21 protein-coding genes and 1 pseudogene are annotated in these 25,211 nt (G+C 61.8%); 8 read left to right on the top strand and 14 right to left on the bottom strand.

The genetic code is table 11. The annotated features are described in order from the left end of the window. Window positions 1-19: 19 nt before the first annotated feature. Complete coding sequence (locus HZ99_RS10625) at window positions 20-1,450, bottom strand: di-heme oxidoredictase family protein (RefSeq protein ID WP_038442888.1); 1,431 nt, start codon at window positions 1,448-1,450, stop codon at window positions 20-22. Window positions 1,451-1,598: 148 nt separating this feature from the next. On the opposite strand from HZ99_RS10625, the gene HZ99_RS10620 reads away from it, so the two are divergent. Further along, window positions 1,599-2,162 (top strand): nitroreductase family protein, encoded by a 564-nt coding sequence (locus HZ99_RS10620; protein WP_038442887.1) that lies wholly within the window; start codon window positions 1,599-1,601, stop codon window positions 2,160-2,162. Window positions 2,163-2,315: 153 nt separating this feature from the next. Here the strand turns inward: HZ99_RS10620 and HZ99_RS29580 are convergent, their stop codons facing one another. The 8 genes and pseudogenes from HZ99_RS29580 to gap form a co-directional block, all read right to left on the bottom strand. Next, window positions 2,316-3,071 carry a methyl-accepting chemotaxis protein gene (locus HZ99_RS29580; protein ID WP_404942456.1) on the bottom strand — a complete coding sequence of 252 codons (756 nt, stop codon included), beginning with the start codon at window positions 3,069-3,071 and terminating at the stop codon, window positions 2,316-2,318. 102 nt (window positions 3,072-3,173) lie between these two features. Then, window positions 3,174-4,181 (bottom strand): annotated as a pseudogene (locus HZ99_RS29575) (HAMP domain-containing protein); the annotation flags it as partial. Window positions 4,182-4,580: 399 nt separating this feature from the next. Further along, window positions 4,581-4,985 carry a YbaN family protein gene (locus HZ99_RS10610; RefSeq protein WP_038442884.1) on the bottom strand — a complete coding sequence of 135 codons (405 nt, stop codon included), beginning with the start codon at window positions 4,983-4,985 and terminating at the stop codon, window positions 4,581-4,583. A gap of 168 nt (window positions 4,986-5,153) precedes the next feature. Continuing rightward, window positions 5,154-5,762, bottom strand: coding sequence for a biliverdin-producing heme oxygenase (locus HZ99_RS10605; RefSeq protein ID WP_038442883.1), 609 nt, complete (start codon window positions 5,760-5,762; stop codon window positions 5,154-5,156). Window positions 5,763-5,890: 128 nt separating this feature from the next. After that, window positions 5,891-8,461 carry a TonB-dependent receptor gene (locus tag HZ99_RS10600; protein WP_038442882.1) on the bottom strand — a complete coding sequence of 857 codons (2,571 nt, stop codon included), beginning with the start codon at window positions 8,459-8,461 and terminating at the stop codon, window positions 5,891-5,893. A gap of 115 nt (window positions 8,462-8,576) precedes the next feature. Further along, window positions 8,577-9,545, bottom strand: a complete 969-nt coding sequence (locus HZ99_RS10595; RefSeq protein WP_038442881.1) for a FecR family protein — start codon at window positions 9,543-9,545, stop codon at window positions 8,577-8,579. Window positions 9,546-9,619: 74 nt separating this feature from the next. Next, the gene (locus tag HZ99_RS10590) at window positions 9,620-10,138 is read right to left on the bottom strand and encodes an RNA polymerase sigma factor (RefSeq protein WP_038442880.1); all 519 of its coding nucleotides are present in this window, start codon (window positions 10,136-10,138) and stop codon (window positions 9,620-9,622) included. A 184-nt stretch (window positions 10,139-10,322) separates the two neighbouring features. Then, window positions 10,323-11,324 carry a type I glyceraldehyde-3-phosphate dehydrogenase gene (gene gap, locus HZ99_RS10585; protein ID WP_038442879.1) on the bottom strand — a complete coding sequence of 334 codons (1,002 nt, stop codon included), beginning with the start codon at window positions 11,322-11,324 and terminating at the stop codon, window positions 10,323-10,325. A gap of 222 nt (window positions 11,325-11,546) precedes the next feature. Here gap and edd point away from each other — a divergent pair, with 222 nt between their 5' ends. From edd to HZ99_RS10565, 4 genes are all read left to right on the top strand, one after another. Then, window positions 11,547-13,373: a phosphogluconate dehydratase gene (gene edd / locus HZ99_RS10580; RefSeq protein WP_038442877.1), complete on the top strand. Its 1,827-nt coding sequence runs from the start codon at window positions 11,547-11,549 to the stop codon at window positions 13,371-13,373. After that, window positions 13,370-14,326 carry a glucokinase gene (locus HZ99_RS10575; protein WP_038442876.1) on the top strand — a complete coding sequence of 319 codons (957 nt, stop codon included), beginning with the start codon at window positions 13,370-13,372 and terminating at the stop codon, window positions 14,324-14,326. The genes edd and HZ99_RS10575 overlap by 4 nt, the downstream gene beginning before the upstream one ends. Window positions 14,327-14,464: 138 nt before the next feature. Next, the gene (locus HZ99_RS10570; RefSeq protein WP_038448048.1) at window positions 14,465-15,196 is read left to right on the top strand and encodes a response regulator; all 732 of its coding nucleotides are present in this window, start codon (window positions 14,465-14,467) and stop codon (window positions 15,194-15,196) included. Next, window positions 15,186-16,640 (top strand): ATP-binding protein, encoded by a 1,455-nt coding sequence (locus HZ99_RS10565; RefSeq protein WP_038442875.1) that lies wholly within the window; start codon window positions 15,186-15,188, stop codon window positions 16,638-16,640. Before HZ99_RS10570 ends, HZ99_RS10565 begins: the two co-directional genes overlap by 11 nt. A gap of 123 nt (window positions 16,641-16,763) precedes the next feature. On the opposite strand, the gene HZ99_RS10560 is transcribed toward HZ99_RS10565, so the two are convergent. Next, window positions 16,764-17,693, bottom strand: coding sequence for an AraC family transcriptional regulator (locus HZ99_RS10560; RefSeq protein ID WP_038442874.1), 930 nt, complete (start codon window positions 17,691-17,693; stop codon window positions 16,764-16,766). A 328-nt stretch (window positions 17,694-18,021) separates the two neighbouring features. On the opposite strand from HZ99_RS10560, the gene HZ99_RS10555 reads away from it, so the two are divergent. Beyond that, entirely contained in the window at window positions 18,022-18,363 is a 342-nt protein-coding gene (locus tag HZ99_RS10555; RefSeq protein WP_038442873.1) for an antibiotic biosynthesis monooxygenase family protein, read from the top strand. Window positions 18,364-18,371: 8 nt separating this feature from the next. Further along, the gene (locus tag HZ99_RS10550) at window positions 18,372-18,653 is read left to right on the top strand and encodes a hypothetical protein (RefSeq protein ID WP_038442872.1); all 282 of its coding nucleotides are present in this window, start codon (window positions 18,372-18,374) and stop codon (window positions 18,651-18,653) included. A gap of 163 nt (window positions 18,654-18,816) precedes the next feature. On the opposite strand, the gene HZ99_RS10545 is transcribed toward HZ99_RS10550, so the two are convergent. Beyond that, a complete protein-coding gene (locus HZ99_RS10545) occupies window positions 18,817-19,449 on the bottom strand; it encodes a flavin reductase family protein (RefSeq protein ID WP_038442871.1) in 633 nt (210 codons plus the stop codon). A 198-nt stretch (window positions 19,450-19,647) separates the two neighbouring features. Here HZ99_RS10545 and HZ99_RS10540 point away from each other — a divergent pair, with 198 nt between their 5' ends. Continuing rightward, window positions 19,648-20,403 carry a membrane protein gene (locus HZ99_RS10540; RefSeq protein ID WP_038442870.1) on the top strand — a complete coding sequence of 252 codons (756 nt, stop codon included), beginning with the start codon at window positions 19,648-19,650 and terminating at the stop codon, window positions 20,401-20,403. Window positions 20,404-20,465: 62 nt separating this feature from the next. On the opposite strand, the gene HZ99_RS10535 is transcribed toward HZ99_RS10540, so the two are convergent. The 3 genes from HZ99_RS10535 to HZ99_RS10525 form a co-directional block, all read right to left on the bottom strand. Further along, window positions 20,466-21,785, bottom strand: coding sequence for an MFS transporter (locus HZ99_RS10535; RefSeq protein ID WP_038442869.1), 1,320 nt, complete (start codon window positions 21,783-21,785; stop codon window positions 20,466-20,468). 222 nt (window positions 21,786-22,007) lie between these two features. Then, on the bottom strand, window positions 22,008-23,342 hold the full coding sequence (locus HZ99_RS10530; RefSeq protein WP_038442868.1) for a sigma-54-dependent transcriptional regulator: 1,335 nt from the start codon (window positions 23,340-23,342) through the stop codon (window positions 22,008-22,010). Continuing rightward, a complete protein-coding gene (locus HZ99_RS10525) occupies window positions 23,336-25,102 on the bottom strand; it encodes an ATP-binding protein (RefSeq protein WP_038442867.1) in 1,767 nt (588 codons plus the stop codon). Before HZ99_RS10525 ends, HZ99_RS10530 begins: the two co-directional genes overlap by 7 nt. Window positions 25,103-25,211 lie beyond the last annotated feature (109 nt).

Below are 25,211 nucleotides of genomic sequence, written 5' to 3'. Positions count from 1 at the left end.
TCATTAATTGGGGCAAAGCTTATAGAGAATTCAGGAACGCGAGCAACGCGGCGCGTTGCTCGGCGTTAAACGACAACACATGTTGTTGCGCCGCCTGGGCTTCACCGCCGTGCCACAGCACGGCTTCAAGCAGGTTGCGGGCGCGCCCGTCATGCAGGAACTGGGTGTGGCCACTGACGTTTTGCGTCAGGCCAATGCCCCACAACGGCGGCGTGCGCCAGTCGCGGCCACCGGCCTTGAATTCGGTACGGTTGTCGGCCAGGCCTTCGCCCATGTCGTGCAGCAGCAAGTCGCTGTAGGGGCGGATCACCTGGTTGGCCAACTCAGGTTCAGCGGCGTTGCTGGCGGTGGTGAATTTCGGCGTATGGCACGACTGGCAGCCAGCCTGGAAAAACAGGTTCTTGCCGGCCAGCACCTGTTGCGCATTGACATCACGGCGTGCCGGGACGGCCAGGTTACGGGTGTAGAACAGCACCAGGCGCAGGATGTTATCGCTGACTTCCTGCTCGCCATGTTCGCCGTTGCCGTTGGGCGCCTGCTTGCAGGCAACTTGGGCATCAGTGCAGTCATCGACGGGTCTCAGGCGGGTGGTCAGGCCCATATCACCAGAAAACGCGTGAACATTTTGTTGGTTGAGGTTGGGCTGCCCGGCTTTCCAGCCAAAGCGCCCGAGCACGGTTTTTTGTTCGGCATCATCCCAGACCCAGTTCGGGCGGCCGAGCACGCCGTTTTTGTCCGGGTGTTTGCTGGCGTTTTGCAGGATGTCCGCATCGCTGATGGCTTCGAGCAAGCCCAGGCCGATCATCGGCGGGGCCACGCGGGCGGAAAACCGTGTATCCGGGTGCATCGGCCCGTAGCCGAGCTGGGTAATCTGCAGGCTCGGCTTGCGCAACTCGACCACCGTACCGTCCTTGAACGTGACGTTGACCGGGGTGTAGTCGACCCGCACCTTGCCTTCCGGGACCACACCAGGTACGGCCATGTCTTGCAACTGCCCGCCATAGACGGGTTCGGGGACGATACCCAGTTGCTCGATGACCTTGGCATAGGGCGGCGAGTCCGGGATCGACAGGCGCACCAGCATCGATACCGCATTGCTGGCCTGCGGCAACGGCGGATGGCCACGCCCGTCCTTGATATGGCAGTTCTGGCAGGCATTGGTGTTGAACAGCGGCCCCAGCCCATCACGGGCGGTGGTGGTGGCCGGGGCGATCACCCACGGGTTGCGGAAAAAACTGTTGCCGACGCTGAAATCCAGGCGGCGTGTCGGCGCCAGGTTCGCTGAAGGCAGCGAAAAGGCGTTCTGGTCGGTTTTCCTGACCGTCGTGCTGCCTCCCGAGCGCGCCTCACCTGGCTCGGCCTGGGTAAATGTCGGGGGTGGAGCGTCATCGCAGGCACTCAGGCTCACGGCCATCAAGAGTGCAGACAGGCGAAGAAGCAAACGGGGCATCGATAATCCTGGACGACGGGCGACAGTGGATGAAATTCAGGGGGCAAAGTCTAACAGGGCGGGGCGGATTGAATAAGAGCAATTATCGTTTGCTCCAATCGGATGCATTCCCGCTAGAATGGCCGCACATTTTTCCTGGAGGTGGCCAATGCAGGCTCTCGACGCTTTGCTCAACCGTGTTTCCGTGCCGCGCCTGCTGGAGCCGGCGCCTACTGCCGAGCAGCGCGAAGTGCTGTTCGCGGCGGCCATGCGTGCGCCGGATCACGGCCAACTGCGGCCTTGGCGCTTCCTGACCGTGGAAGGCGCGGCCCGCGAGCAGATGGGCACCCTGCTGGCCGAAGCCGCCCGCCTGCAAGACCCCGAGGCCCCGCAAGCGGTCATCGACAAGGCACAGAGCGGCCCGTTGCGCGCGCCGTTGGTGGTGGTGGTGATTGCCCGTCTGCAGGAACACTTCAAAGTGCCGAAGTCCGAGCAACTGCTGGCGGCGGCCTGTGCGGCCCACGGCATTCTGCTGGCGGCGTATGCCCAGGGGATTGGTGCGGTGTGGCGGACCGGGGAGTTATCGTATTCGGCGCATGTGGCCAAGGGTTTGGGGTTGAGCAGCGGTGAAGAAGTCATCGGCTTCCTGTACCTGGGCACCGCGCAGAACCCGCCGCGTACGGCGGCGAAAGAAGACATCACGGCGTTTGTCAGCGCCTGGACCGGCCTCTGACCCAAACGCGTGTGGGATCGAACTCGTGTAGGCGCTGGCTTGCCGGCGATGCAGGCACCTCGGTACATCAGTTGCACCGCTGTGATGCCATCGCAGGCAAGCCAGCTCCCACAGAAGCCAGCTCCTACACAAGGTCGCTTCCACAGGGGGTATTTACACCCGGAACTGATCCATCAGCTTCATCTGTTGGTTGGCCAGCGCATTCAATTGGCTGCTGATCGCTGCTGATTCCGTCGCCTGTTCGGTCAAGGTCTCGGTCACGGTACGGATTGCCGAAACGTTGCGGTTGACCTCTTCGGCCACGGCGCTCTGTTCTTCGGCGGCGCTGGCGATTTGCAGGTTCATGTCGCTGATCACTGTCACCGCATCGCTGATCTTGCCCAGGGCCTGTACCGCCTGCTGGATCTGCCCGGCGTTGTTCTGCGCCTGGCTCTGGCTTGAATGCATGGTCGTCACTACCCCACGCGTCGCGCTTTGGATGCGTTCGATCACCAGGCGGATTTCCTCCACCGAATCCTGGGTACGCCGGGCCAGGTTGCGCACTTCGTCCGCCACTACCGCGAAACCACGCCCGCTTTCCCCGGCGCGCGCGGCTTCAATCGCGGCATTGAGGGCCAGCAGGTTGGTCTGCTCGGCAATGCTGCGGATCACTTCCAGTACCGAGCCGATCTGCTCACTGTTGACCGCCAGGGCTTCGACTTCAGTCACCGCCTTGCTGACTTCTTCGGCCAGGGTGGTGATGTCGCGGGTGCTGCGTTCGATGATCGCCAGGCCTTCGCGGGCCGATTGGTCGGCGCCCCGGGCAGCGCTCGCGGCGTTTGAGGCGCTGTTGGCCACGTCGTGGGCGGTGGCGCTCATCTCGTTGGAGGCGGTTGCCACTTGGTCGATCTCGCGAAACTGCACCTGCATGCCCTCGCTGGTCTGGCGTGCGATTTCCGAGGACTGGTCAGCAGTGCCGCGGGCTTCGCTGATGCTCTGCTTGATCTGGGCGATGGTCGGTTGCAGCTTGTCGAGGAAACGGTTGAACCAACTGACCAGTTCCCCCAGTTCGTCCTTTTTCGTGTAGGCCAAGCGTTGGGTCAGGTCGCCGTCGCCGCTGGCAATGTCCTTGAGCATCGCCGCCACGCTGTTGATCGGGCGAGTCACGCCGGTGGCCGTCAGCCACATCAGCAACAGGCCCAACAGGCCGGCCACGGCGCCCACCAACAGCGCCTGCAGTGTGCCGCGGGTCTGGGCATCGTCGAGCACCCCTTGCAGCTTGACCGAGTCGGCCAGCATCACGTCCTTGGGCAGCTTGATTACCACACCCCAGGGCTTGGCACCGGCAATCGGCTTGACCGGATACACCGCGCGGATCGTATCGTCCTGTTCGCGGACCTTGCGTGTGTCACTGGCCAGCAGTTGCACGATCTCTTTGCCTTCGCCGCCAAGCACATCGACGATGTTCTTGCCGACCTTGTCCGGCTCGCCGCTGTAGCTGGCAATCAAGCCACTGCCGGAAAGGACTTCCATGATCCCGGCACCGTTGAACAGCTCTTGCTGGGCCGTATTGGCAGCCGCTTGCAGGGCATCCAGGGTAATGTCGACGCCGACCACGCCAATCACCTTGCCATCCACCAGCAGCGGCAGGGAGATGGTGGTCATCAGCACTGACTTGCCGGCCACTTCGTCGGCGTACGGGTCCAGCAGGCAAGCGCTGCGGCTGTCCCGTGGGCAGGTGTACCAGATGTTGTAGGGCGTACCGCTGAGGTTGGGGGTGGTCTTGGTCAGGTCCGCTTCCACCATCACCGTGTTGAGGCTTTCGCCGTCGGCGCGGCTCCAGTAGGTGGAGAAACGCCCGACTTCGTTGGAGGCGCGCAGCTTGTCGTTGACGAATTCGCTGTCCTTGCCATCCAGGGCGTTGGGTTCAAACGACAGCCAGATCCCCAGCACCTTGGTGTTGCGCTCGAAGGCCGTCTTGATCTGCTGGTTGAGTTCTTCGCGCACGGTCGCGGCCTCCAGCGAACGCTTGATGGCCATATTGCGCAAGTCCTTGACCTGGTCGGCAAGGGCGGTGACCACCAGCAGGTTCTCACCGAAGGATTTCTGCACCTGCACCGCTTGCTCGGCGGCCTTGGCCTGGATCAGGTTTTCGACACTTTTGGTGAGCATGGCCGAGCTGGAGGCGCTGACCACCTGGTTGTCCTGGTTGGATCTGTAGATATTCAGGCTGACGATCAGCGCAATCACCCCCAACAGGCAGAGACCGGACAGCAGGACGATTTTCAAACGGATGGAGAGGGTGTCGAACATGGGCTTACTCGCGATTGGACTTGTTGGTGTGCAAGCAGGGCAACGGCCAAATCCATTCGGCGTTATGCCCGCAACATCGGCAGCGGCGAATAATTCATGAGGGGCAGGCGATGAGCGGTAGGGCGCTCAGGCAGCGGTGCGCGCAAGGCGTTCGGGGCGTGACCAGATCCACAGGTTGCCCAGGCTCATCCCGGCGATCGCCAGGTAGATCGGCCAGCCGTGATCGAGCATCACCAGCATCAGGCCGGCGCACAGCAGCATGCTCACCGTGGCGCTGACCTTGGCCCGGCGCGCGATGATCTTGCCATTACGCCAATTGAACAGGATCGGCCCGAACAGCCGGTGGTTTTCCAGCCAGGCGCTCAGGCGTGGCGAGCTTTTGGTGGCCGCCCAGGCAGCCAGCAGGATGAATTCGGTGGTGGGCAGGCCCGGTACGACAATGGCGATCAAGCCGATCCCCAGGCTGACATAGGCCAGCAGGCCGAACAGGATTCGGGCGAGTTTGGAGGAGGATTGGGTTTTGCCGGTCATGGGAGCAATTTGTATGGGGGGCGAAAAATCTGAAAATGGAACGCGATCGAACGGTGGGCGCGTGACCCTGTAGGCGCTGGCTTGCCAGCGATGCAGACGCCTCGGATTATCAGTCAGACCGAGGCGATGCTATCGCAGGCAAGCCTGCTCCTACACAGGCCCGTCGGATCAGGCCAGTTCTGGAGCGCTAGCGTACGCCTGTTCCAGCAACACGGTGAAGCGTACAAACGCATCCACGGCGCCTTTTTCTGCAGCAGCTTCTTCTTCGGCGCTCAATTGCAGGCCGTCGAGGGTGCGGGTGAAGCTCTTCCAACCTTCGGCACGGCCACCGGCGGGCTCGCCCAGGTGACGGGCACCGAAGGTTTCGCTCAGGCCCAGGCCGACGGCACGCTTGATCAGGAACGCCGCGCCCAGCTTGGAGCCTTCGGACACGAACAGCCAGCCCAGGGCCTCGGCCTTGCTCGGGTTCTGCACGGCACCGGCCACGGGGGCTGGCACTTCGGTTTCCAGGTCGGCCAGGTCCAGCTTGGCCGCCTCGGCGCGGCAGCGTTCGGCCAGGTCCGGCACCAGCTTGATCAACTCGGGATCGTTGTACAGCGCCACCAGTTCCGACTGGAACAGGTACTGCGCAACCACGAAACGGGCGAAGTTGGCCTGGGTTTCAAACGGGGCGTGAGCCTTGACCAGGGCATCGAGCTTGGTGTGCGGCTCGTTGGTGATCTGGTTCAGGCGCTGGGAGCGCAGGCTTGCGCGTTCTGCGGTGGTGGAAGCGGTCATTGGATGTCCTTGAGAAGGAAAAGCGCCTTATTGCCAGGCTGTTATTACTAGACGAACAAGAAGACGCGTCACAGTAAAAAATCCTCACCCCGGCCGGCGAGAAAACCGGCGGGGTGGGGCTGCGTGGATCAGATGTCCCAGATCAGGTTGATCGCAAAGTTGCGCCCTGGCTGGGTCAGGCGGTCGAGGCTGGCTGGCGAGGTCACGCCGGCTTCACCCACGCCGTCGTAGCTGCGCACGTCATCCCAGTTCCAGTATTTCTTGTCGGTCAGGTTGTACAGGCCGCCGTTGACGGTCAGGTCGTCGGTGACTTTGTAGAAACCGGTCAGGTCGACGATGCCAAAGCCCGGGGTCTTGAAGGGGCCGTTGGCCTTGATACCGGTCGGGGTAAAGAACGTGGCGCTGTCGACCCGGTCCTGTTTCTTGACCAGGGTCCAACTGACCAGCGCACCATAGTTTTCCTGATCGTAGCCCAGGCCAAACACGCCCTTGAGCGGGTTGACGCTGTTCAGCGGCTGGCCGGTTTCGTCGTTGCGACCGTGGGCGTAGGCAATGGCGCCTTTGGTGTACAGGCCTTGTGGCGCGCCGAAGGCGTCCAGGTTCAAGCGACCTTTGACTTCCATGCCCTTGATGGTGGCGCGCTTGATGTTGCCCGGCTGGAAGACCGTGCTGCCGGCAGGGTCCAGCACGGCGTTGTCTTCGTCGATAAAGTCACGGTACTTGTTGTAGAACACCGCGACGTCGAAATTGCCCGCCTCGAAATTGCCACGGATCCCGGTTTCATAGCTCTTGCTGGTTTCCGGCTTGAGATTGGAGTTAGGCTCCACGACATAGTTTTCGCCAAGGTTTTCAAAGCGGCCATACAGCGCCTTGGCTGATGGCGTGCGGAAACCCTCGGCGTACTGGCCGAACCAGGTGTACTGCTCGGTCAGTGCGTAGGTCACGCCCAGTTTTGGCGAGAAGCGATGCCAGGTTTTGTTCGAGTCGTCGTGGGGGAACGCGCGGTTTGGGTCGGTGGTATTGAGGAACTCTTCGGTCAGCTTGGGTTTGAGCTGGATGTAGTCGTAGCGCACGCTTGGCAGGAAGGTCCAGTCATTCCAACTGATCTGATCCTGGGCAAACAACGCGTAGCTGTTGATGGTCGGATCGGGGAAGTCGCTGGCTTTTTTCACGAAGTCTCTGGGCGATGGGCTCGGTGCCCCGATAGCGGTACAGCCGGCACCAATGGCCAGGCATGTGGCCCCGCCTTCACGAGATCCCGTGACTTTCTGCTGCTTGATCGTGGTGCCGTAGGTCACCAGGTGGTCGGTATTGCCGATGACGAAGGCTTTGTCCAACTGCGCGTCGAACACCCACTGTTTCTCTTCGTAGAGGGTATCGCGGGTCCGCAGCACGCGCGGGCCGGCCTGATAGATTTCGGTGGTGGACTGGTCGGTCTTGGCGATCTGGTAGTTGAGGCTGGTCTTGATGTGATCGGCAATCGGCGAGTCGAGCGAAAACCTGTTCTCCAGGCCAAAGCGTTCGCGGGTGATGGTGTCGTTACCGCGACGGTCACGGTACATATTCATGCCCTGGCCTTCGAGGAAAATCCCGCCTACCGCGCTTTTCTGGTTGATGTCGCGGTCGTCCTTGTACTTCTCGTAGGTCAGGCCCAGGCGGTTGTCTTCGCCGTAGTTCCAGCCCAGCTTGGCCAGGACGTTGGTGGTGCGCACGTCTTCCGGGTTGGCCCCGGTGCGGGCCAGGCCGGTGGCGTTGTTGCCGTCGTAGGACTCCATCTCGTGGCCGTTGCGCTGGCTCAGGTGCAGCAAGCCATCGAAGTCCTGCACCCGACCGGCGACGGTGCCGGAGGTCAGCCAGCTTTCGTCCGCCGAGCTGTAGCCGGTCTTCAGGCGCGCGCCAACGTCCTGGCCGGGCTTGATAATGTCGTCCGGGTCAAGGGTGAAGTAGCTGACGGCGCCGCCGATGGCACTGCTGCCGTACAGGGCCGAGGCCGGGCCGCGGATGATTTCCACGCGCTTGACGATTTCCGGGTCGACATAGTTGCGGCGGGTCTTGGCGTACGGGCCGTTGAAGAAGTTGTCCGGGACCTCTACACCGTCCACCTGGGTGAGGATACGGTCGCCGTCGATGCCGCGAATGTTGTAGCCGGAATTACCGGAGCGGGTGCCGGCGCCCCCGACCGAGACACCGGGTTCGTAGCGCACCAGCTCGCGGATGGTGTTGACGTTCTGGCGGTCCAGCTCCTCGCGCTCATGCACGGTGACGGTGCTGGGCACGCTGTCTACCGCTTGCTCCTGGCGGGTGGCGCTGATGGTCATTTGTTGCAGGGTGATGGCACTGCCCGCCGTGCGCTTTTCCAGGACGATATTGTTATTGCCCAGTTTGCGGTAGTTCAGGTTGGTCCCCACCAACAGCCGGTCCAGGGCCTTTTCCGGCGTCAGCGAGCCGCGTGCGCCGGGGGAGGAAACCCCTTGGCCCAGTTCGGCAGGCAGGCCGATCTGCCAGCCGGTGACGGCGGTAAAGGCATTGAGCGCCGACACCAGGGGTTGCTGCTCGATGCTGAACGAGTAATTGGCGTGGTTGCGCGCAGCCGGCTCAGCGGCGTTGGCCATCAGCACCGGGCTGCCCGCCAACAGGATGGCAGCGGTCAGCAGGCACAGCGTGGGCGAAGAGGACCGGCGGTTGAAACGAGAGGACATCGAGAGCGCTCCGAGGGACGAGTCTTATAGTTGCGAGCCTGAATCAAATAGGAATCAGTTGCATTGGCTAAGACGAGACGTACCAGCAGTGGCTATCGAGTAAAAATAATTATTCTCAGTTGAGAATCACTAGCGCGGGGAATTCCGAGAGCTTGGCCGAGGTGATGTGGGCCAGGGAGCGCACCACGTCCAGTGGCTGGTCCAGGCGGTAGTTACCGGTCACGGCGACGCTGGCCAGTTGCTCATTGGTGTTGACGATCCAGCCCGGGTAATAGCGCCGCAGCTCCGCCAGTACCTCGCTCATCGGGCAGTTTTCAAAGATCAGCCGGCCCTGGACCCACGCCAGTTCCTTGGTGGCATCGAGCTTGGCCGGTGGGCCGAAGCCCTTGGGCCCCACGCGGATGCTTTCGCCGGCGCTCAGGCGCACCCGGTTGTTGCCGAAGGTGGTGCTCAGGTCCACGTCCCCGCGTTGCACCTGCACCTGCGCCTCGCCGTCGAGATAACGCACGGCAAACGCTGTATCGCTGACGCTGGCGCGCACTGGGCCGGCGTCGATTTGCAGGGGCAGGCCACGGTTGGCCGCGACCTCGAAAAAGGCCTCGCCCTGATACAGGCGGGCGATGCGCTGATGCTCGTCGATGGTGCTGGAAAACGCTGAATTGGTATTGAGCAGCACCTTGGAGCCGTCATCCAATTGCAGGCGCTGACGCTCGCCGACCACGGTCAAATGGTCGGCCTGCAGGCGTACTGGCAGGTTGCTGAAGCTGAACAGCCCCAACAGCAAAACGGCAGCGGTGGCCAGGGGTTTCCAGTGTGGCTGGAGGCGCCGCCAGGCGCTGGGTTTGCGCGGTGCATTCAGGGCCACGGCAGCGCTGTGCACCGGCGCACCGCCCCAGGCGGCCTGGGCTTTGGCAAAGGCCTGGGCGTGACTCGGGTCGGCATCCAGCCAGGCCTGGAACTCGGCGTGCTGGCCAGGTTGTGGGCACTGCAAAGCGATCAGCCAGTCGAGGGCTTGGTCCATGGCCGCATGTTGCAACACCTCATGAGCCAGCTCATGGGGGTGCAGTTTGTTCGGGTCCGTCACGGTGTTCCTCGGGTCTTCGCCACGTTTTATTCAATCGTTTTTGTGACATGTCTGTCGGTTTGTCCCGACAAAGCTTAAGGGTGATCGAGTCGTTCGGCCACACCTATGCAGATGGCCATGATCAATTTCAGTTCCTTTTGCACGGTACTCAAGGACACCTGCAACTGGTCGGCGATCTCCTGGTAGCTGCAACCGTGCAGGCGGCTGAGGATAAATATCTGCTGCTGGCGGGCGCTCAACTGGCCGAGGCTGACACTCAGGTGCTCCAGCAATTGCTCGGCGTGGGCGGCATCTTCGGGGGGCGTGACCGGGGAGGCGACGCTTTGCAGGACGTCCAGCGGGACATCTTCCTGCAAGGTGCGGGACTGGATCCGACGCGAGCGCAGATGATCCAGGGCCAGGTTGCGCGCGGTCTGGAACACGAACGGTTCGAGGTGATCAATAGGGCGCTCGCCCAGGGCCCGAGTGACGCGCAGGTAGGTTTCCTGCAACAGGTCCTCGGCGGTACTGTGGTTATCCACCATCCGCTGCAAGGTGCGCAGTAGCACCACCCGTTGGGTGAGGAAGACTTGGTTGAAGCGAGATAGGCTCACAGTGATACCGGACCGGTTGGCAGTGAATGATAATGCTTATCATCAACGCAAATGGCAAGTGGCTATTTCTCTGAACCCACGCAAGACAAATGTGGGAGCGGGCGTGCTCGCGAATGCAGTGGGTCAGTCAATACATTCATTACTGACCCACTGCATTCGCGAGCACGCCCGCTCCCACAGGGAGTTACTCGGCGTTACATAGCGCCAGGCAGTTATCCAGCATGCGGTTGGAGAAGCCCCATTCGTTGTCGTACCAGGCCAAGACCTTGAGCAGCTTGCCGCTGGACTTGGTGTGGTTGGCGTCGAAGATCGACGACAGGGGGTTGTGGTTGAAGTCACTGGAAACCAGCGGCAGGGTGTTGTAGCCGAGGATTTTCGAATGTTGGCTGGCTTCTTTGAGCAGTGCGTTGACCTCATCGGCCGTGGCTTCTTTTTTCAATTGCACGGTCAGGTCCACCAGCGACACGTTGATCACCGGCACCCGCACCGCCATGCCGGTCAATTTGCCCGCCAGCTCCGGCAATACCAGGCCTACCGCTTCGGCCGCCCCGGTCTTGCTCGGGATCATGTTCTGCGTGGCCGAGCGGGCGCGGTACGGGTCGGTGTGGTAGACGTCGGTCAGGTTCTGGTCGTTGGTGTAGGCATGAATGGTGGTCATCAGGCCGCTTTCAATACCCAGCTCACGGTGCAGCACCTGGGCCACCGGCGCCAGGCAGTTGGTGGTGCAGGAGGCGTTGGAGATGATCTGGTGCGATTGGCGCAAAATGTCATGGTTTACCCCATAGACCACGGTGGCATCCGCGCCCTTGGCCGGGGCCGAGATGATCACCTTGCGCGCGCCAGCGGTAATATGGGCGGCGGCCTTGTCACGGTCGGTAAACAGGCCGGTGCATTCGAACACCACGTCGATCTTGTGTGCAGCCCACGGCAGGCCGGCGGGGTTGCGAATGGCGCTGACGGCAATCCGGTCGCCATTGACGGTCAGGCTTTCCTGATCGTGGGCGACCTCTGCGTCGAAAGTGCCATGGACGGTGTCGTATTTAAGCAGGTGGGCGTTAATCGAACTGTCGCCCAGATCATTGATGGCGACGATCTGCAAATCCTGGCGGTAGCCTTGGGTATAAAGTGCGCGCAGGACGTTGCGGCCGATACGGCCAAAACCATTGATTGCGATTCGAAGAGTCATTTGAAAAGCGCCTGTCGTCGATTTGTTGTAAGAATTACAAGATTATTCGCATAAAAATAGAAAACAAGCCTTTTTAGTGGCAATATTTTGTTCAATCTACAACGAGTGACCTGAATCAACTGGTCCGATTGGTCAAGTAACTCCCTGCCAACCTCTGCGCGGCGGGCTTTTGACCAGCATAGACTTTCAGGTCGCCACATCCGTTAGCCTGGAGTTCTACACATGCATCCCCGCGTACTTGAGGTCACCGAACGCCTTATCGCCCGCAGCCGGGCCACTCGCGAGGCGTACCTTGCGCTGATTCGCGGCGCGGCCAGCGACGGTCCGATGCGCGGCAAGCTGCAATGCGCCAACTTTGCCCACGGCGTGGCCGGGTGCGGCACTGAAGATAAAAATAGTCTGCGGATGATGAACGCCGCCAACGTGGCAATTGTTTCGTCATATAACGACATGCTGTCGGCGCACCAGCCGTACGAACATTTCCCCGAACAAATCAAAAAGGCCCTGCGCGAGATGGGCTCTGTCGGTCAGTTCGCCGGTGGCACCCCGGCCATGTGTGATGGCGTGACCCAGGGCGAGCCCGGCATGGAACTGAGCCTGCTGAGCCGCGAAGTGATCGCCATGTCCACGGCGGTAGCGCTGTCCCACAACATGTTCGACGCCGCGCTGATGCTGGGTATCTGCGACAAGATCGTCCCCGGTCTGATGATGGGTGCCTTGCGTTATGGCCACTTGCCGATGATCTTCGTGCCGGGCGGGCCCATGCCGTCGGGTATTTCCAACAAGCAGAAAGCCGATGTGCGCCAGCGCTACGCCGAAGGCAAGGCCAGCCGCGAAGAACTGCTGGAGTCGGAGATGAAGTCCTACCACAGCCCTGGCACCTGCACCTTCTACGGCACCGCCAACACCAACCAGTTGCTGATGGAAGTGATGGGCCTGCACTTGCCGGGCGCCTCGTTCGTCAACCCGTACACGCCGCTGCGCGATGCGCTGACCCGTGAGGCTGCGCACCAGGTCACGCGCCTGACCAAGGCCAGCGGCAACTTCACGCCGATTGGCGAGATCGTCGACGAAAAATCCCTGGTCAACTCCATCGTGGCCCTCAATGCCACCGGCGGCTCCACCAACCACACCCTGCATATGCCGGCCATTGCCATGTCGGCAGGCATCATCCTGACCTGGCAGGACATGGCCGACCTCTCGGAAGTGGTACCGACCCTGTCCCACGTCTATCCGAACGGCAAGGCCGATATCAACCACTTCCAGGCGGCGGGTGGCATGTCGTTCCTGATCCGCGAGTTGCTGGAAGCCGGCCTGCTCCACGAAGACGTCAACACCGTCGCGGGCCGTGGCCTGAGCCGCTACACCCAGGAGCCATTCCTGGTGGACGGCGAACTGGTCTGGCGCGACGGCCCGATCGAAAGCCTCGACGAAACCATCCTGCGCCCGGTGGCCCGTGCGTTCTCCCCCGAAGGCGGTTTGCGCGTGATGGAGGGCAACCTTGGCCGAGGGGTGATGAAAGTCTCGGCCGTGGCCCTCGAGCACCAAATCGTCGAGGCGCCGGCCGTGGTGTTCCAGGATCAGCAAGACCTGGCCGACGCGTTCAAGGCCGGCCAGTTGGAGAAGGATTTTGTCGCGGTGATGCGCTTCCAGGGGCCGCGCTCCAATGGCATGCCGGAATTACACAAAATGACGCCATTCCTCGGCGTGCTCCAGGACCGTGGCTTCAAGGTTGCCCTGGTGACCGACGGGCGGATGTCCGGCGCCTCGGGTAAGATTCCCGCCGCGATCCACGTTAACCCCGAAGCCCAGAGCGGCGGGCCGCTGGCGCGGGTCAAGGATGGCGATATCATTCGCGTCGATGGCGTCAACGGCACCCTGGAGCTTAAGGTGGACGCCGAAGCATTTGCAGCGCGCAAGCCTGCCACGGGCCTGTTGGGCAATAACGTGGGGGCGGGGCGTGAGCTGTTTGCATTTATGCGCCTGGCCGCAAGCTCTGCAGAGCAGGGCGCCAGCGCCTTTACCTCTGCCCTGGAGACACTCAAGTGAAACTTGCGCTGGTTGGTGACATCGGCGGTACCAACGCCCGGTTTGCGTTGTGGCGGGACCAGGCACTGCATTCGATCCGGGTGCTGGCCACGGCGGATCACGCCAGCCCCGAGGATGCGATCCTGGTCTACCTCAAGGAGGAAGGCCTGGCGTTGGGCACTGTTGGTGCGGTGTGCCTGTCGGTGGCGGGGCCGGTGAGTGGTGATGAGTTCAAGTTCACCAACAATCACTGGCGCCTGAGCAAGACCGCGTTCTGCAAGACCCTGCAAGTGGATGAGTTGTTGTTGGTCAATGACTTCTCGGCCATGGCCCTGGGCATGACCCGCCTGCAACCCGATGAGTATCGCGTCGTGTGTGCCGGTACACCGGAGCCGTTGCGCCCCGCGGTGGTGATCGGCCCGGGCACGGGGTTGGGCGTAGGCACCTTGCTCGACCTGGGCACAGGCCGTTGGGCAGCCTTGCCGGGGGAGGGCGGGCATGTCGACCTGCCCTTGAGCAGCCCACGGGAAACCCAGTTGTGGCAGCACATCTATAACGAGATCGGGCATGTCAGCGCCGAGACCGCCCTGAGCGGCGGCGGTCTGCCCCGCTTGTACCGGGCGATCTGCGCGGTGGACGGCCACCCGGTAGTACTGGAGACCCCGGAGGCGATTACCGCTGCAGGACTGGCTGGCGACCTGGTTGCGCTGGAAGTCCTGGACCAGTTCAGCATCTGGCTGGGCCGCGTGGCCGGCAATAACGTGCTGACCACCGGCGCCCGGGGTGGTGTGTATATCGTGGGCGGGGTGATCCCGCGGTTTGCCGATTTCTTTATCAACAGCGGTTTTGCCAAAAGCTTTGCTGACAAAGGCTGCATGAGTGACTACTTCAAGGGGATTCCGGTGTGGTTGGTGACGGCGCCGTACTCCGGGTTGACCGGGGCGGGTGTCGCTTTGGAGCAGGCTTTTGCGTAGGCAGTGATGGCCCCATCGCGGGCAAGCCCGCTCCTACAGAAGACTGCATTCCAAAGGTAGGAGCCGGCTTGCCGGCGATGAGACCCCTGAGAACACCCCATGATTCAAGGCTTGTCCCATAACAACAAGGAGGCCCCCGTGAGCGTAATCAGTAAATCCATTCTCCTTGTCGACGACGACGAGGAAATCCGCGAGTTGCTGCAAACCTACCTCAGTCGTGCCGGCTTCCAGGTGCGGGGCGTGCCCAATGGCGCGGGGTTTCGCCAGGCAATGGACGAGGCCCCGTGCGACCTGGTGATCCTCGACGTCATGCTGCCGGACGAAGATGGCTTCAGCCTCTGCCGCTGGGTACGCCAGCACCCGCGCCAGGCCCAGGTGCCGATCATCATGCTGACGGCCAGTTCCGACGAAGCCGACCGGGTGATAGGCCTGGAGCTGGGCGCCGACGACTACATCGGTAAACCCTTCAGCCCGCGGGAGTTGCAGGCGCGCATCAAGGCCCTGTTGCGCCGCTGCCAGTTCGGCCAGGAGCGCACGGGCGGCGATGTACTGGTGTTCGATGAGTGGCGGCTGGATGTGGTCAGCCATCGGCTGTTTCACCTCGATGGCGAGGAAGTCATCCTGTCCGGCGCCGACTTTGCCTTGCTCAAGTTGTTCCTCGATCATCCACAGCAAATACTTGATCGCGACACCATTGGCAACGCCACCCGTGGCCGTGACCTGATGCCCCTCGACCGGATTGTCGACATGGCTGTCAGCCGCCTGCGCCAACGCCTGCGCGATACAGAAAAACCTCCACGTCTGATCCGCACCGTGCGCGGCAGCGGATACCAACTGGCGGCCAGTGTGGTTGCCAGCAATGCCCACTGAGCGTCGGCGCATTCCCGTCCCGCGCTCATTGCTGGGGCGCATGCTGCTGCTGACCCTGTTGGCAGTGCTGTTTGCCCAGGCTTTATCCAGTGTGATCTGGGTGTCGCAACTGCGCGCCACCCAGCTTGAAGGCCTGGTCACCAGCGCCCGCAGCCTGGCCCATTCAATGAATGCCAGCGTCAGCTATTTCCGCTCGCTGCCGGTGGCTTACCGGCCGCTGGTGCTCGACCAGTTGCGCAGCATGGGCGGTACGCGTTTTGTGGTGACGCTCAACGACAAGCCGCTGGATATGCAGATCCTGCCGCAAACCCCGCGCAAGCAGGCGGTACTCGGTGCCGTGGACGAAGTGCTGCGCCAGACCCTGGGCAGTGCTGTGCATTTTTCGGTGGAGTTTGTCAGTGCCGAAGACCTGCGCATTTTCAATGCCGGGCTCAAGCTCGATGAATTGCCACGTTCCTGGGCCCATTACGCACTGACCCTGGAGCCGGTAAACCCGCCGGTGCTGGTGACGCAGATCGAGTTGGGCGCCGGCGAATGGCTGTATATCGCCTCGTTGCTGCCCGAACCCTATACCAGCCTCGAAGAGCAGGGCCTGCCCTCCCAGCAAGTGTGGTTTATCGTGCTGACCAGTAGCTTTCTGCTGCTGTTTATCGGGTTGCTGGTGCATTGGCAAAGCCGGCCGCTCAAGCGCCTGGCGCGGGCGGCGCGGGACCTGTCCCTGGGGGCCGACGTGGAACCGGTGGCCGAGGGTGGCGGCAGCGAGGTGGTGGAAGTGGGCCGAGCGTTCAATGCCATGCGCGAGCGGATCAGCCGCTACCTGACTGAGCGCAGCCAGTTGTTCAGTGCGATTTCCCACGACCTGCGCACCCCGATCACACGCCTGCGGTTGCGCGTGGAGTTGCTGGAAGACGAGAGGCTGCAAGCCAAGTTCGGCCGTGACCTGGATGAGCTGGAACTGTTGGTCAAGGGCGCGTTGCAGTGCGTCAAGGACACGGATATCCACGAGAACATCGAGCCGGTAGACCTCAACCATGTACTCGACTGCCTGGTGGAGCCGTACCTGGCGCCCAATGGCAATGGTCGGGTGACCCAGCACGGTCGGGCGCTGACGGCCTATCCGGGCAAGCCGCTGGCGCTCAAGCGCTGTATCGGCAACCTGATCGACAACGCCTTGAAGTACGGGCAGAACGCCCACTTGCGTATCGAGGACGATGGCGCGCAATTCATCCTGCATGTGGATGACGAGGGGCCGGGGGTGCCGGAGCAGCGTCTGGAACAGGTCTTCGAGCCGCACTTTCGCCTGGCGGGACAGCAGCAGGGCTATGGTTTGGGGCTGGGAATTGCGCGCAATATTGCCCACAGCCATGGCGGCGAAGTGAGCCTGCAGAATTTACGCGAAGGTGGCCTGCGGGTGACCTTGCAACTGCCCCGAACCCTGGACTAAACAACACCACGGATTACCCTGTAGGAGCTGGCTTGCCAGCGATGGCGGTAGGTCAGGCACTGCAAATGTGACTGATGTATCGCGATCGCTGGCAAGCCGGCCCCTACAGGGTGACGCGGTGGGTCAGATGCTTTGGCGTAGCCTGGCCAGGTCGCGCAAAGGCGGCGCCCCAAACAACCGGCTGTATTCCCGGCTGAACTGCGACGGGCTTTCATACCCCACTCGATAGCCCGCCGCCGAGGCTTCCAGGCCTTCGGCGATCATCAGTCGCCGGGCCTCCTGCAAGCGCAACTGCTTCTGGTACTGCAACGGACTCATGGCGGTGATTGCCTTGAAGCGATGATGCAGGGTCGACACGCTGAGATTCACTTCCCTGGCCAGATCATCGATGCGCAGCGGTTGTTCGTAGTTCCCGTTCAACCAGGTGATCGCCCGGCTGACCCGATGGCTCTGGCTATTGGCCACGGCAATTTCGTACAAGCGATAGCCCTGTGGCCCACGCAGCAAACGGTAGAGAATTTCGCGATTGATCAACGGCGCCAGCATCGCGATGTCTTTGGGCGTATCCAGCAGACGTGCCAGGCGCAGGACGGCGTCGAGCAACTGGGTGTCGATCCGGTCGACATACATTCCGCGCGCTGTCGGGCGCGCGGGCACACCCATGGGGCCGGCTTCGGCAATCAAGGCGGTCAGATGCGCCGGGTCGATATTGATGCGTATCGACAGGTTGGGGTCTTCGGGCGTGGCATCGATGACCCGTCCGGCCACGGGCATCGCGACCGAAAACACCAGGTAGTTGAGGGGGTCGTAGGCAAAGATCTCGTCGGCCAGGCGCACTTCCTTGCTGCCGTTGGCGAGGATGCACAGGGCGGGTTCCACCAGCACCGGCATGAAATCGCGCGGCGTATTGTGGCGGTTCAGGTACAGCGAAGTGATTGCCGTGCCGTAGGAGCCGTCTTCCCAGGTATGCCGGTGCACGATACTGGCCAGTTCGGCGCGCTGTTTCTCCATCTCGGCATCGAGGGGAATGGGCTGATGTTCGGGCGACGACATGGGGCGTCCTCTGCAGGCTTCTTTGATGGGGCGCAGCTTAGCGGTGGCTGTTGAAACAGTGTTATGTCGATTCTGCACAATCCTTGCCTGATCCTGCGGCGCGACTTGAATCAGGCAAGCGCATGGTCTGTCATCTGCCTGAAACAAGGCCCTTGCCCGTGAAACAAGGCCAGGGGCCAAATCGTCGTTCTACGCTTCCGGCAGGATTGTGCAATAAGCCGGCAGGAATCGACTAACCGCGCAGGCGCCCGTGCCCGTATCTTTGATCCTGTGGCAACACGCCCTCACAGTGCTTGCCGAGCATCACTTCTCAACGGGAGAGTCGAACATGTCCACCCCCATTCCCGCGAGCCATATGGCCTTTATCCGCGCCCGCAGCGGGTGCAGCACCGAACTGGGTGCACGCTTGAGCAGTTTGATCGAACCGGGCCGTCAGGCTCAGGGTTGCTTGCAATTCTCGTTGCAACATTCCCAGGTTGACCCCGATGTATGGCTGGTCTCGGGTTTCTGGAGCAGCGAACAGGCGATGAGTGCCTACTTCAGCTCGCCAGCCCTGGTGCTGTTTACCGAACTGTTGAACGACATGGTCGTGCGCAGCATGGACTTCCAGACCTTCACCGATGCCTCCGCCGCCAATGCCTACGGCGAGTACCTGCAACTGGCCGGTTAGGGTTTAGAATGGCCGACTTTCCATTGGCCAGGACCTGCAACATGGCACGTAAAGAGTTTGCCCACCACGAAGCCGTTTCCGCCCTAGTACGTGAAGACCAGGGTGGCTATAGCGCCGCCATTGCCGTCAAGGCATTGGACGGCATGGGCGCACCGCGCTTTCACAAAATCCTCGATGGCCAACTCTTCAAGACTGCCGACGACGCTGACGATGCGGCGGCCCAGCAATTGGAACGCTTGATCGATATCGATGAAGAGGGCCAACTGGCCTGGGCGACCGCAACAAACTAAAGAGCGCCACCGACCCAACTGTGGGAGCGAGTTTTGTGTGGGAGCGGGCTTGCTCGCGAAAGCGTCGTGTCAGCCAACCAATTTGGTACTGATCCACCGCTTTCGCGAGCAAGCCCGCTCCCACACAAGCCCGCTCCCACATTTTTAATTGCATTGCATTCAATCAGGGTTTGCTGGCACCCGGGCGGTACATCTTGAACAACGCTTCCGGGCCTAGTTGGAAGTAATCTGCCGGGCCGCCGCCACGCAGAATCGGCTCGGCGGCAGCGGTATCGTAGATCCCATTTTTGAGCAGTCGCTTGGCAATATGCACCGCGACCACTTCTCCGAGCACCAGCCAGGTAGGCACCACTTCCTTATCGGCCCGTTGCAGTTGAATGATCTGCGTCACCTTGCACTCGAACGACACCGGGCTTTCGCCCACCCGTGGCACGGCAATCACCTTGGACGCCACCGGCGTCAGCCCGGCCAGTTCAAACTCGTTGGTCTCTGGTGAAACGGCGGCGCAGCTCTGGTTCATCTGCTCGGCCAGCGGGCGCGTGGCCAGGTTCCAGACAAACTCGCCGGTCTGTTCGATGTTGTTCAGGCTGTCTTTACGCCCAATGCTGGAAAACCCAATGATCGGTGGAATGTAGTTGAAGGCGTTGAAAAAACTGTAGGGCGCCAGGTTCAGGACACCTTCACGGTCCTGGGACGAAATCCAGCCAATCGGGCGTGGGCCGACGATGGCGTTGAAGGGGTCATGGGGCAGGCCGTGGCCGTTGGCGGGTTCGTAGAAATGGATATCGTCAGGCATGGCCGTGGGGTCCTGCGGCGGGTAAAAGCGCAATAGTGCAACCCCAAGGGCAGGATTTCCAGCGGATTGGCGGTGCCGTATGGAATTTTCATACATCGCCCACCTATTTTTCACAGCAGCACGGCCAGTCTGCACGCCAGGTCGATACCCCCCCCATGAGTCGGCCTTTCGAGACTGAACTCTGGAGCCTTCTGCACAATGAACAAACTTCCTCAGATTACCCTGGCGTTCTGGGTCATGAAGATCTGTGCGACCACCCTTGGCGAAACCGCCGGGGACTTGTTGTCGATGACCTTGAACGTCGGCTATGCCATCAGTTCGATGATCCTGCTCAGCGTGTTCCTGATCACATTGCTCACGCAGCTATGGTCGAAAACCTACAACCCGGTGCTGTACTGGATCGTGATCCTGTCGACGAGCACGGCGGGCACCACCATGTCCGACTTTATGGACCGCACCCTGGGCCTGGGATATGCCTCCGGCTCGATGATCCTGATTGTGTTGTTGCTGATGGTCTTTGCACTCTGGCACTTGAGTGGCAACTCGCTGAATGTGAACAAGGTGCAGACCCCGCGCGGCGAGCTGTTCTACTGGATCGCAATCCTGCTCTCCAACACCCTGGGCACGGCGCTGGGGGACTTCCTGGCCGACGACTCGGGGCTGGGTTTTGCCGGTGGTGCCATGTTGATTGGTGCGAGCATCCTGCTGGTGGTGGCGCTCAAGTACTGCACGACGGTTTCGTCGGTGGTGTTGTTCTGGGTCGCGTTTGTACTGACTCGCCCCTTTGGCGCGACGCTCGGGGACTTCCTGACCAAACCCCATGAAAAGGGTGGCCTGGACTTTGGCACTGTTGGCTCGTCTGCGGTGCTGGCGGCGGTGCTGCTGGTGATGATCGCCGGTGCCTGGTATGTACAGCGCAGGGATAGCCGCCAGCCGGTGGCAGAGCTGTCCTGACGCAATAAAAAAGGGGCCCTGTCACGGGATGACAGGGCCCCTTTTCTATACCTGGCGAACGGTCAGTCCGTGGTAATCCGCGAGTGTTTGCGGGTGTCTTTCATGGTGATGTAGACCAGCAGCGACACGGCAATACATGCGGTCACGTACCAGTAGTAGCCGGTTTCCATCCCGATGCTCTTGAACCACAGGGCGATGTATTCGGCGGTACCGCCGAAGATCGATACAGTCAGTGCGTAGGGCAGCCCGACGCCCAGGGCGCGGATTTCAGTGGGGAACAGCTCGGCTTTCACCACGGCGTTGATCGATGTGTAGCCGCTGACGATGATCAGCGCGGCCATGATCAGGAAGAACGCACCCCACCAGGTCTGGACGGTGTGCAGGGTGGTGAGGATCGGCACGGTGAACAGCGTACCGAGGATGCCGAAGGCGATCAGGATGGGGCGCCGGCCAACCTTGTCCGACAGGCCACCGACGATCGGTTGCAGGCACATGAACAGGAACAGCGTGGCCGCAGAAATGGTGGTGGAGTCGGAAATGCTCATGCCGACAGTGTTCACCAGGTATTTCTGCATGTAAGTGGTGTAGGTGTAGAAGGCCAGGGTGCCACCCATGGTCAGGCCGACCACGGTCATCAGTTCCTTGGGGTGGCGCATCAAGGTGCGCATGGCGCTTTCCTTGGCTTTTTCCTTCTTGGTGAACGACTCGGTTTCTTCCATGCCGCGTCGCAGGTACAGGGCTACGACCGCGCACAGGGCGCCGATGGCGAACGGGATACGCCAGCCCCAGGCGTACAGCTCTTCGGTGGTGAGCAATTGTTGCAGCACGATCAATACGGCCAGGGCGATGAGCTGGCCGGAGATCAGGGTCACGTATTGGAAGCTGGAATAGAAGCCACGACGCTCCTTGGTCGCCATCTCGCTGAGGTAAGTGGCGGAGGTGCCGTATTCGCCGCCGACCGACAGGCCCTGCAGCAAACGGGCGAAGACCAGCAGGATCGGTGCGCCGATACCGATGATTTCATAGCCCGGGCTCAGGGCAATCAGCAACGAGCCGAAGCACATCAGGTAGACCGAGGCCATCAAGGCTTTTTTACGCCCGACTTTGTCAGCGTACAGGCCCATCAACCAGCCACCGATCGGGCGCATCAGGAAGCCCACGGCGAAGATCGCAGCGGTATTGAGCAGTTGGGCAGTGGTGTCGCCTTTCGGGAAGAAAGTTTTGGCGAAGTACAACGAGAAGGCGGCGTAGACGTACCAGTCGTACCACTCGACCATATTGCCGACCGATCCGCTGAAGATCGATTTGATCCGGCTGGAGGTAGTGCGTTCTTTTGTCGGCGCGGCAGCCGACCCCAGAGGCAGGGAATTGGAGTTATCCATTGAAGGATCCTTCATGTCATTGTTTTTGTGGAGCGCGCGTCAGCGCAGCCTGACGCAAGCTATAGCAGGAGCTGTGCCAAGCCAGGAGAGGCCCGTTCTAGAGGGGTGTTAGGAAAATTCTGAGCGAAAATTCGCTGATGATTTTTGGGTGGTGAGCGGAAATCCGCTTATGGCTGCTGCCTCATCACCGGCAAGTCAGCGAGGAGGCCATCAGAAGCCTCCTCAATCCGCCGAGAGAAACATCTCCCGGGTCAGCCCGTGGCGCTGCATTTTTTCATTAAAGGTACGCCGTGGCAGTTGCAGCTCGGCCAGTACCGCCTTGATATCACCCTTGTGCCGGGTCAGCGCGGCTTTCAAGCAGTGAGCCTCGAACGCTTCCTGCTGCGCCGACAGGGATTGTCCGGCCTCGATACCTTCCGGTTCCGGCTCGCCCAGGCCCAGCACCTGGCGTTCGGCAACGTTGGCCAGTTCGCGCACGTTGCCAGGCCAGTCATGGCTGAGCAGCCGCCCCAGTTGCGGCCCGCTGAGGGGCGCGGCCTCACGGCCCAGGCGCTCGGCGGCACTCTGGGTGAAGTGATCGAACAGCAGCGGGATATCCTCGCGGCGTTCACGCAAGGGTGGCAGGCGCAGTTGTGCAACGGTCAGGCGGTAGGCCAGGTCTTCACGAAAGCGGCCGGCCCGGGCTTCGTCCAGCAGGTCGGGTTTGGTCGCGGCGATGATGCGCAGGTCTACCTTGATGCTCTGGTTGGACCCCAGGCGCTCCAGCTTCTGCTCCTGCAATACCCGCAGCAGTTTCACCTGCTGGGCCAGGGGCATGCTTTCGATCTCGTCGAGAAACAGCGTGCCGCCGTCGGCGTACTCCAGCTTGCCAATGCGCTTGCCCTGGGCGCCGGTGAAGGCACCGCTTTCATGGCCGAACAGCTCGGCTTCGAACAGTTGCTCGGGAATCGCTGCACAGTTGAGCGCGACAAACGGCTTCTTCGCCCGTGGCCCGAAGTCGTGCAGGCAGCGGGCGACCAGTTCCTTGCCGCTGCCGGTCTCGCCACGGATCAGCACGTTGACCGGCAAGGCGGCCAGATCCAGCACTTGGCGGCGCAATGTCTGCAGGCTGCGGGACACCCCCAGCAGGCTCGACTCCAGCTTGACCCGCTGATCGGCCTGTTGGTGCAGGCGGCGGTTTTCCAGGATCAGGCCGCGTTTGTCCAGGGCCCGGCGCAGGCTGGCGAGCAGGGCATCGGGGCTGAAGGGCTTTTCCAGAAAGTCGTAGGCGCCGTCGCGCATGGCTTCGACGGCCATTGGTACATCCCCATGGCCGGTCAACAGGATCAGCGGCAAGTCGGCATCGCGCCGTTGCACCTCGGCCAGCAGCTCCAGGCCGCTGAGCCCCGGCATGCGCACATCGCTGAGAATCACTCCGGGAAAATCCCTGGGCAGTTGGGCCAGGCAGTCTTCGGCGCGGCTGAACAGTTGCACCTCAAAGCCGCAGAGGCTCAGCCACTGTTCCACGGCCGTACGGATGCTGGCCTCGTCATCGACCACAATCACTGCGTTCAACATAGGTCCGGCGCCTCCAGCGCGATGGGCAGGGTCAGGGTGAAGACGGCGCCGTCGCCCTGATTGGCAGCACTCAGGCGCCCTCCCAGTTCATGCACGATAGCGTAGGACACCGCCAAGCCGAGCCCGAGCCCATCACCCACGGGCTTGGTGGTGAAGAACGGGTCGAACACGTTGTTCAGGTGTTCCTCGGCAATGCCACCGCCGCTGTCGCTGACGCTCAGGTGCCACAGTTGTTGATCGGCATGCAGGCGGATTTCCAGACGCTTGCGCGGTTGGTTGGCCATCGCATCCAGGGCATTGCGCAGCAGGTTGATCAGCACCTGCTCCAGGCGAATGGCATCGCCGTGCACCCAGGCCGGACGAGTCAGGTCGAGCACGGTGCCGATGGCTTCGTCGCGCAGGCGTGCATCGAGCAAGTGCAGGGACTGGTCGACCACGGTCGCCAGGTCCAGGCGTTCGCGCAGGCCGCTGGGGCTTTTGCGGGCGAAGGTCTTGAGGTGGCCAGTGAGGGCGGCCATGCGGGTGAGCATGTCGTCCAGGGGCGTCAGCGCCTGGTAGGCGTCATCGATGCGCCCGTGATCGAGCAGCAGGCGCAAGGTGGCCAGTTGCATGCGCTGGGTGGTCAGCGGTTGGTTGATCTCATGGGCCAGGGCCGCAGACATCTGCCCCAGCGCCGCCAGCTTGGCCGATTGCACCAGGCCATCCTGGGCAGTGCGCAGGGCCTGGGTACGTTCTTCCACCAGGCGCTCCAGTTCTTCGCGGCTGCGCTGGCGCAAACGGGCCAGGCGCCAGCGCTGGGTCAGGAACAACAGCAGGAACACCAGTGCCAGCCACAGACCGGCAGCGGCGAGGCCAGCGTTACGCTGATCTTCAAAGGCGACCTGGGGTTTGCGCAGCAGGTGCAGGGTCCAGCCTTCGGCTTTGAGGGGCAGGGATTCCCAGATGTAGTTGGCGTTGCCTTCGGGGCCGGCCACGCGCATCAGATGACTGTTTTCGTCAAAGCGCTGCAAGATCTGGGTGTCCAGGGGCAGCAGTTGCTTTTTGTCGTATTGGCGCGTGGCCTTGAGTTCGGCCAGATCGTTGGCCGACAGCGGGCGCAGGTTGCGGTAACGCCATCCGGGTTTATTGGCGATAAACACGATGCCCCGGGCATCGCTGACCAGCAGCAGGTCATCGCCCTGGGCCCATTCGCGCTCCAGCTCCGGAAACTCCAGTTTCACCACCATGGCGCCGAGGAACTGTTCCTGCTCATCGACTACCGCGCTGGAGAGGAAGTACCCCGGAATGCCGGTGGTTACCCCCACCGCATAAAAACGCCCGGTGCCCTGGCTGCGGGTCTGGCTGAAGTAGGGGCGAAACGCATAGTTGTGGCCGACATAGCTGCTGGGCAGGCGCCAGTTGCTGGCAGCCACGGCCAGGCCGGTACGGTCCATCAATTCCAGGGTCGAAGACTGCGCGGCACCGTTGATACGCTCCAGCTTGTGGTTGAGCACATCCTGGGTCGCGGGATCGAGTGGGCCTTTCAGGGCGCTGATCATTTCCGAATCCAGGGCCAGCACGGCGGGCAGGGCACGGTAACGTTCGATCAGGGTGTGCAAGGAGTTGGCATACAGGGCCAATTGTTGATTGGCACGGCCTGCGTCGTCCACCAGGGCTTGGCGCTCAGCCTGGCGAATGGCGACGGTCGCCGCGAGTACGGCACCGGCGATAATCAGCAGGGAGTAGAAGGTCAGACGCAATGGGCGAGGGATCGCGATCATACGAGAATGAACAGCTGCAATTGGGGGCGAGCACCATAACATGTGCCGCTTGGATCTTGTGATGAGCGGGCTGGTGTAACAGCTGGGCTTGTGTGGGAGCGGGCTTGCT

This window comes from Pseudomonas fluorescens (assembly GCF_000730425.1).
GTDB lineage: Bacteria > Pseudomonadota > Gammaproteobacteria > Pseudomonadales > Pseudomonadaceae > Aquipseudomonas > Aquipseudomonas fluorescens_X.
Note: the sequence above shows the minus strand (reverse complement) of the source record. Positions and strands in the feature narration are given on the sequence as shown.

What these genes read in the sequence shown, in the direction of transcription:
- edd (WP_038442877.1), top strand. Translation starts at nt 11,547, where the DNA reads ATGCATCCCCGCGTACTTGAGGTCACCGAACGCCTTATCGCCCGCAGC.
- HZ99_RS10605 (WP_038442883.1), bottom strand. Translation starts at nt 5,762, where the DNA reads ATGACCGCTTCCACCACCGCAGAACGCGCAAGCCTGCGCTCCCAGCGC.
- HZ99_RS10530 (WP_038442868.1), bottom strand. Translation starts at nt 23,342, where the DNA reads ATGTTGAACGCAGTGATTGTGGTCGATGACGAGGCCAGCATCCGTACG.
- HZ99_RS10550 (WP_038442872.1), top strand. Translation starts at nt 18,372, where the DNA reads ATGGCCGACTTTCCATTGGCCAGGACCTGCAACATGGCACGTAAAGAG.
- HZ99_RS10565 (WP_038442875.1), top strand. Translation starts at nt 15,186, where the DNA reads ATGCCCACTGAGCGTCGGCGCATTCCCGTCCCGCGCTCATTGCTGGGG.
- HZ99_RS10555 (WP_038442873.1), top strand. Translation starts at nt 18,022, where the DNA reads ATGTCCACCCCCATTCCCGCGAGCCATATGGCCTTTATCCGCGCCCGC.
- gap (WP_038442879.1), bottom strand. Translation starts at nt 11,324, where the DNA reads ATGACTCTTCGAATCGCAATCAATGGTTTTGGCCGTATCGGCCGCAAC.
- HZ99_RS10525 (WP_038442867.1), bottom strand. Translation starts at nt 25,102, where the DNA reads ATGATCGCGATCCCTCGCCCATTGCGTCTGACCTTCTACTCCCTGCTG.
- HZ99_RS10545 (WP_038442871.1), bottom strand. Translation starts at nt 19,449, where the DNA reads ATGCCTGACGATATCCATTTCTACGAACCCGCCAACGGCCACGGCCTG.
- HZ99_RS29580 (WP_404942456.1), bottom strand. Translation starts at nt 3,071, where the DNA reads ATGCAGGTGCAGTTTCGCGAGATCGACCAAGTGGCAACCGCCTCCAAC.
- HZ99_RS10540 (WP_038442870.1), top strand. Translation starts at nt 19,648, where the DNA reads ATGAACAAACTTCCTCAGATTACCCTGGCGTTCTGGGTCATGAAGATC.
- HZ99_RS10620 (WP_038442887.1), top strand. Translation starts at nt 1,599, where the DNA reads ATGCAGGCTCTCGACGCTTTGCTCAACCGTGTTTCCGTGCCGCGCCTG.
- HZ99_RS10625 (WP_038442888.1), bottom strand. Translation starts at nt 1,450, where the DNA reads ATGCCCCGTTTGCTTCTTCGCCTGTCTGCACTCTTGATGGCCGTGAGC.
- HZ99_RS10600 (WP_038442882.1), bottom strand. Translation starts at nt 8,461, where the DNA reads ATGTCCTCTCGTTTCAACCGCCGGTCCTCTTCGCCCACGCTGTGCCTG.
- HZ99_RS10560 (WP_038442874.1), bottom strand. Translation starts at nt 17,693, where the DNA reads ATGTCGTCGCCCGAACATCAGCCCATTCCCCTCGATGCCGAGATGGAG.
- HZ99_RS10610 (WP_038442884.1), bottom strand. Translation starts at nt 4,985, where the DNA reads ATGACCGGCAAAACCCAATCCTCCTCCAAACTCGCCCGAATCCTGTTC.
- HZ99_RS10535 (WP_038442869.1), bottom strand. Translation starts at nt 21,785, where the DNA reads ATGGATAACTCCAATTCCCTGCCTCTGGGGTCGGCTGCCGCGCCGACA.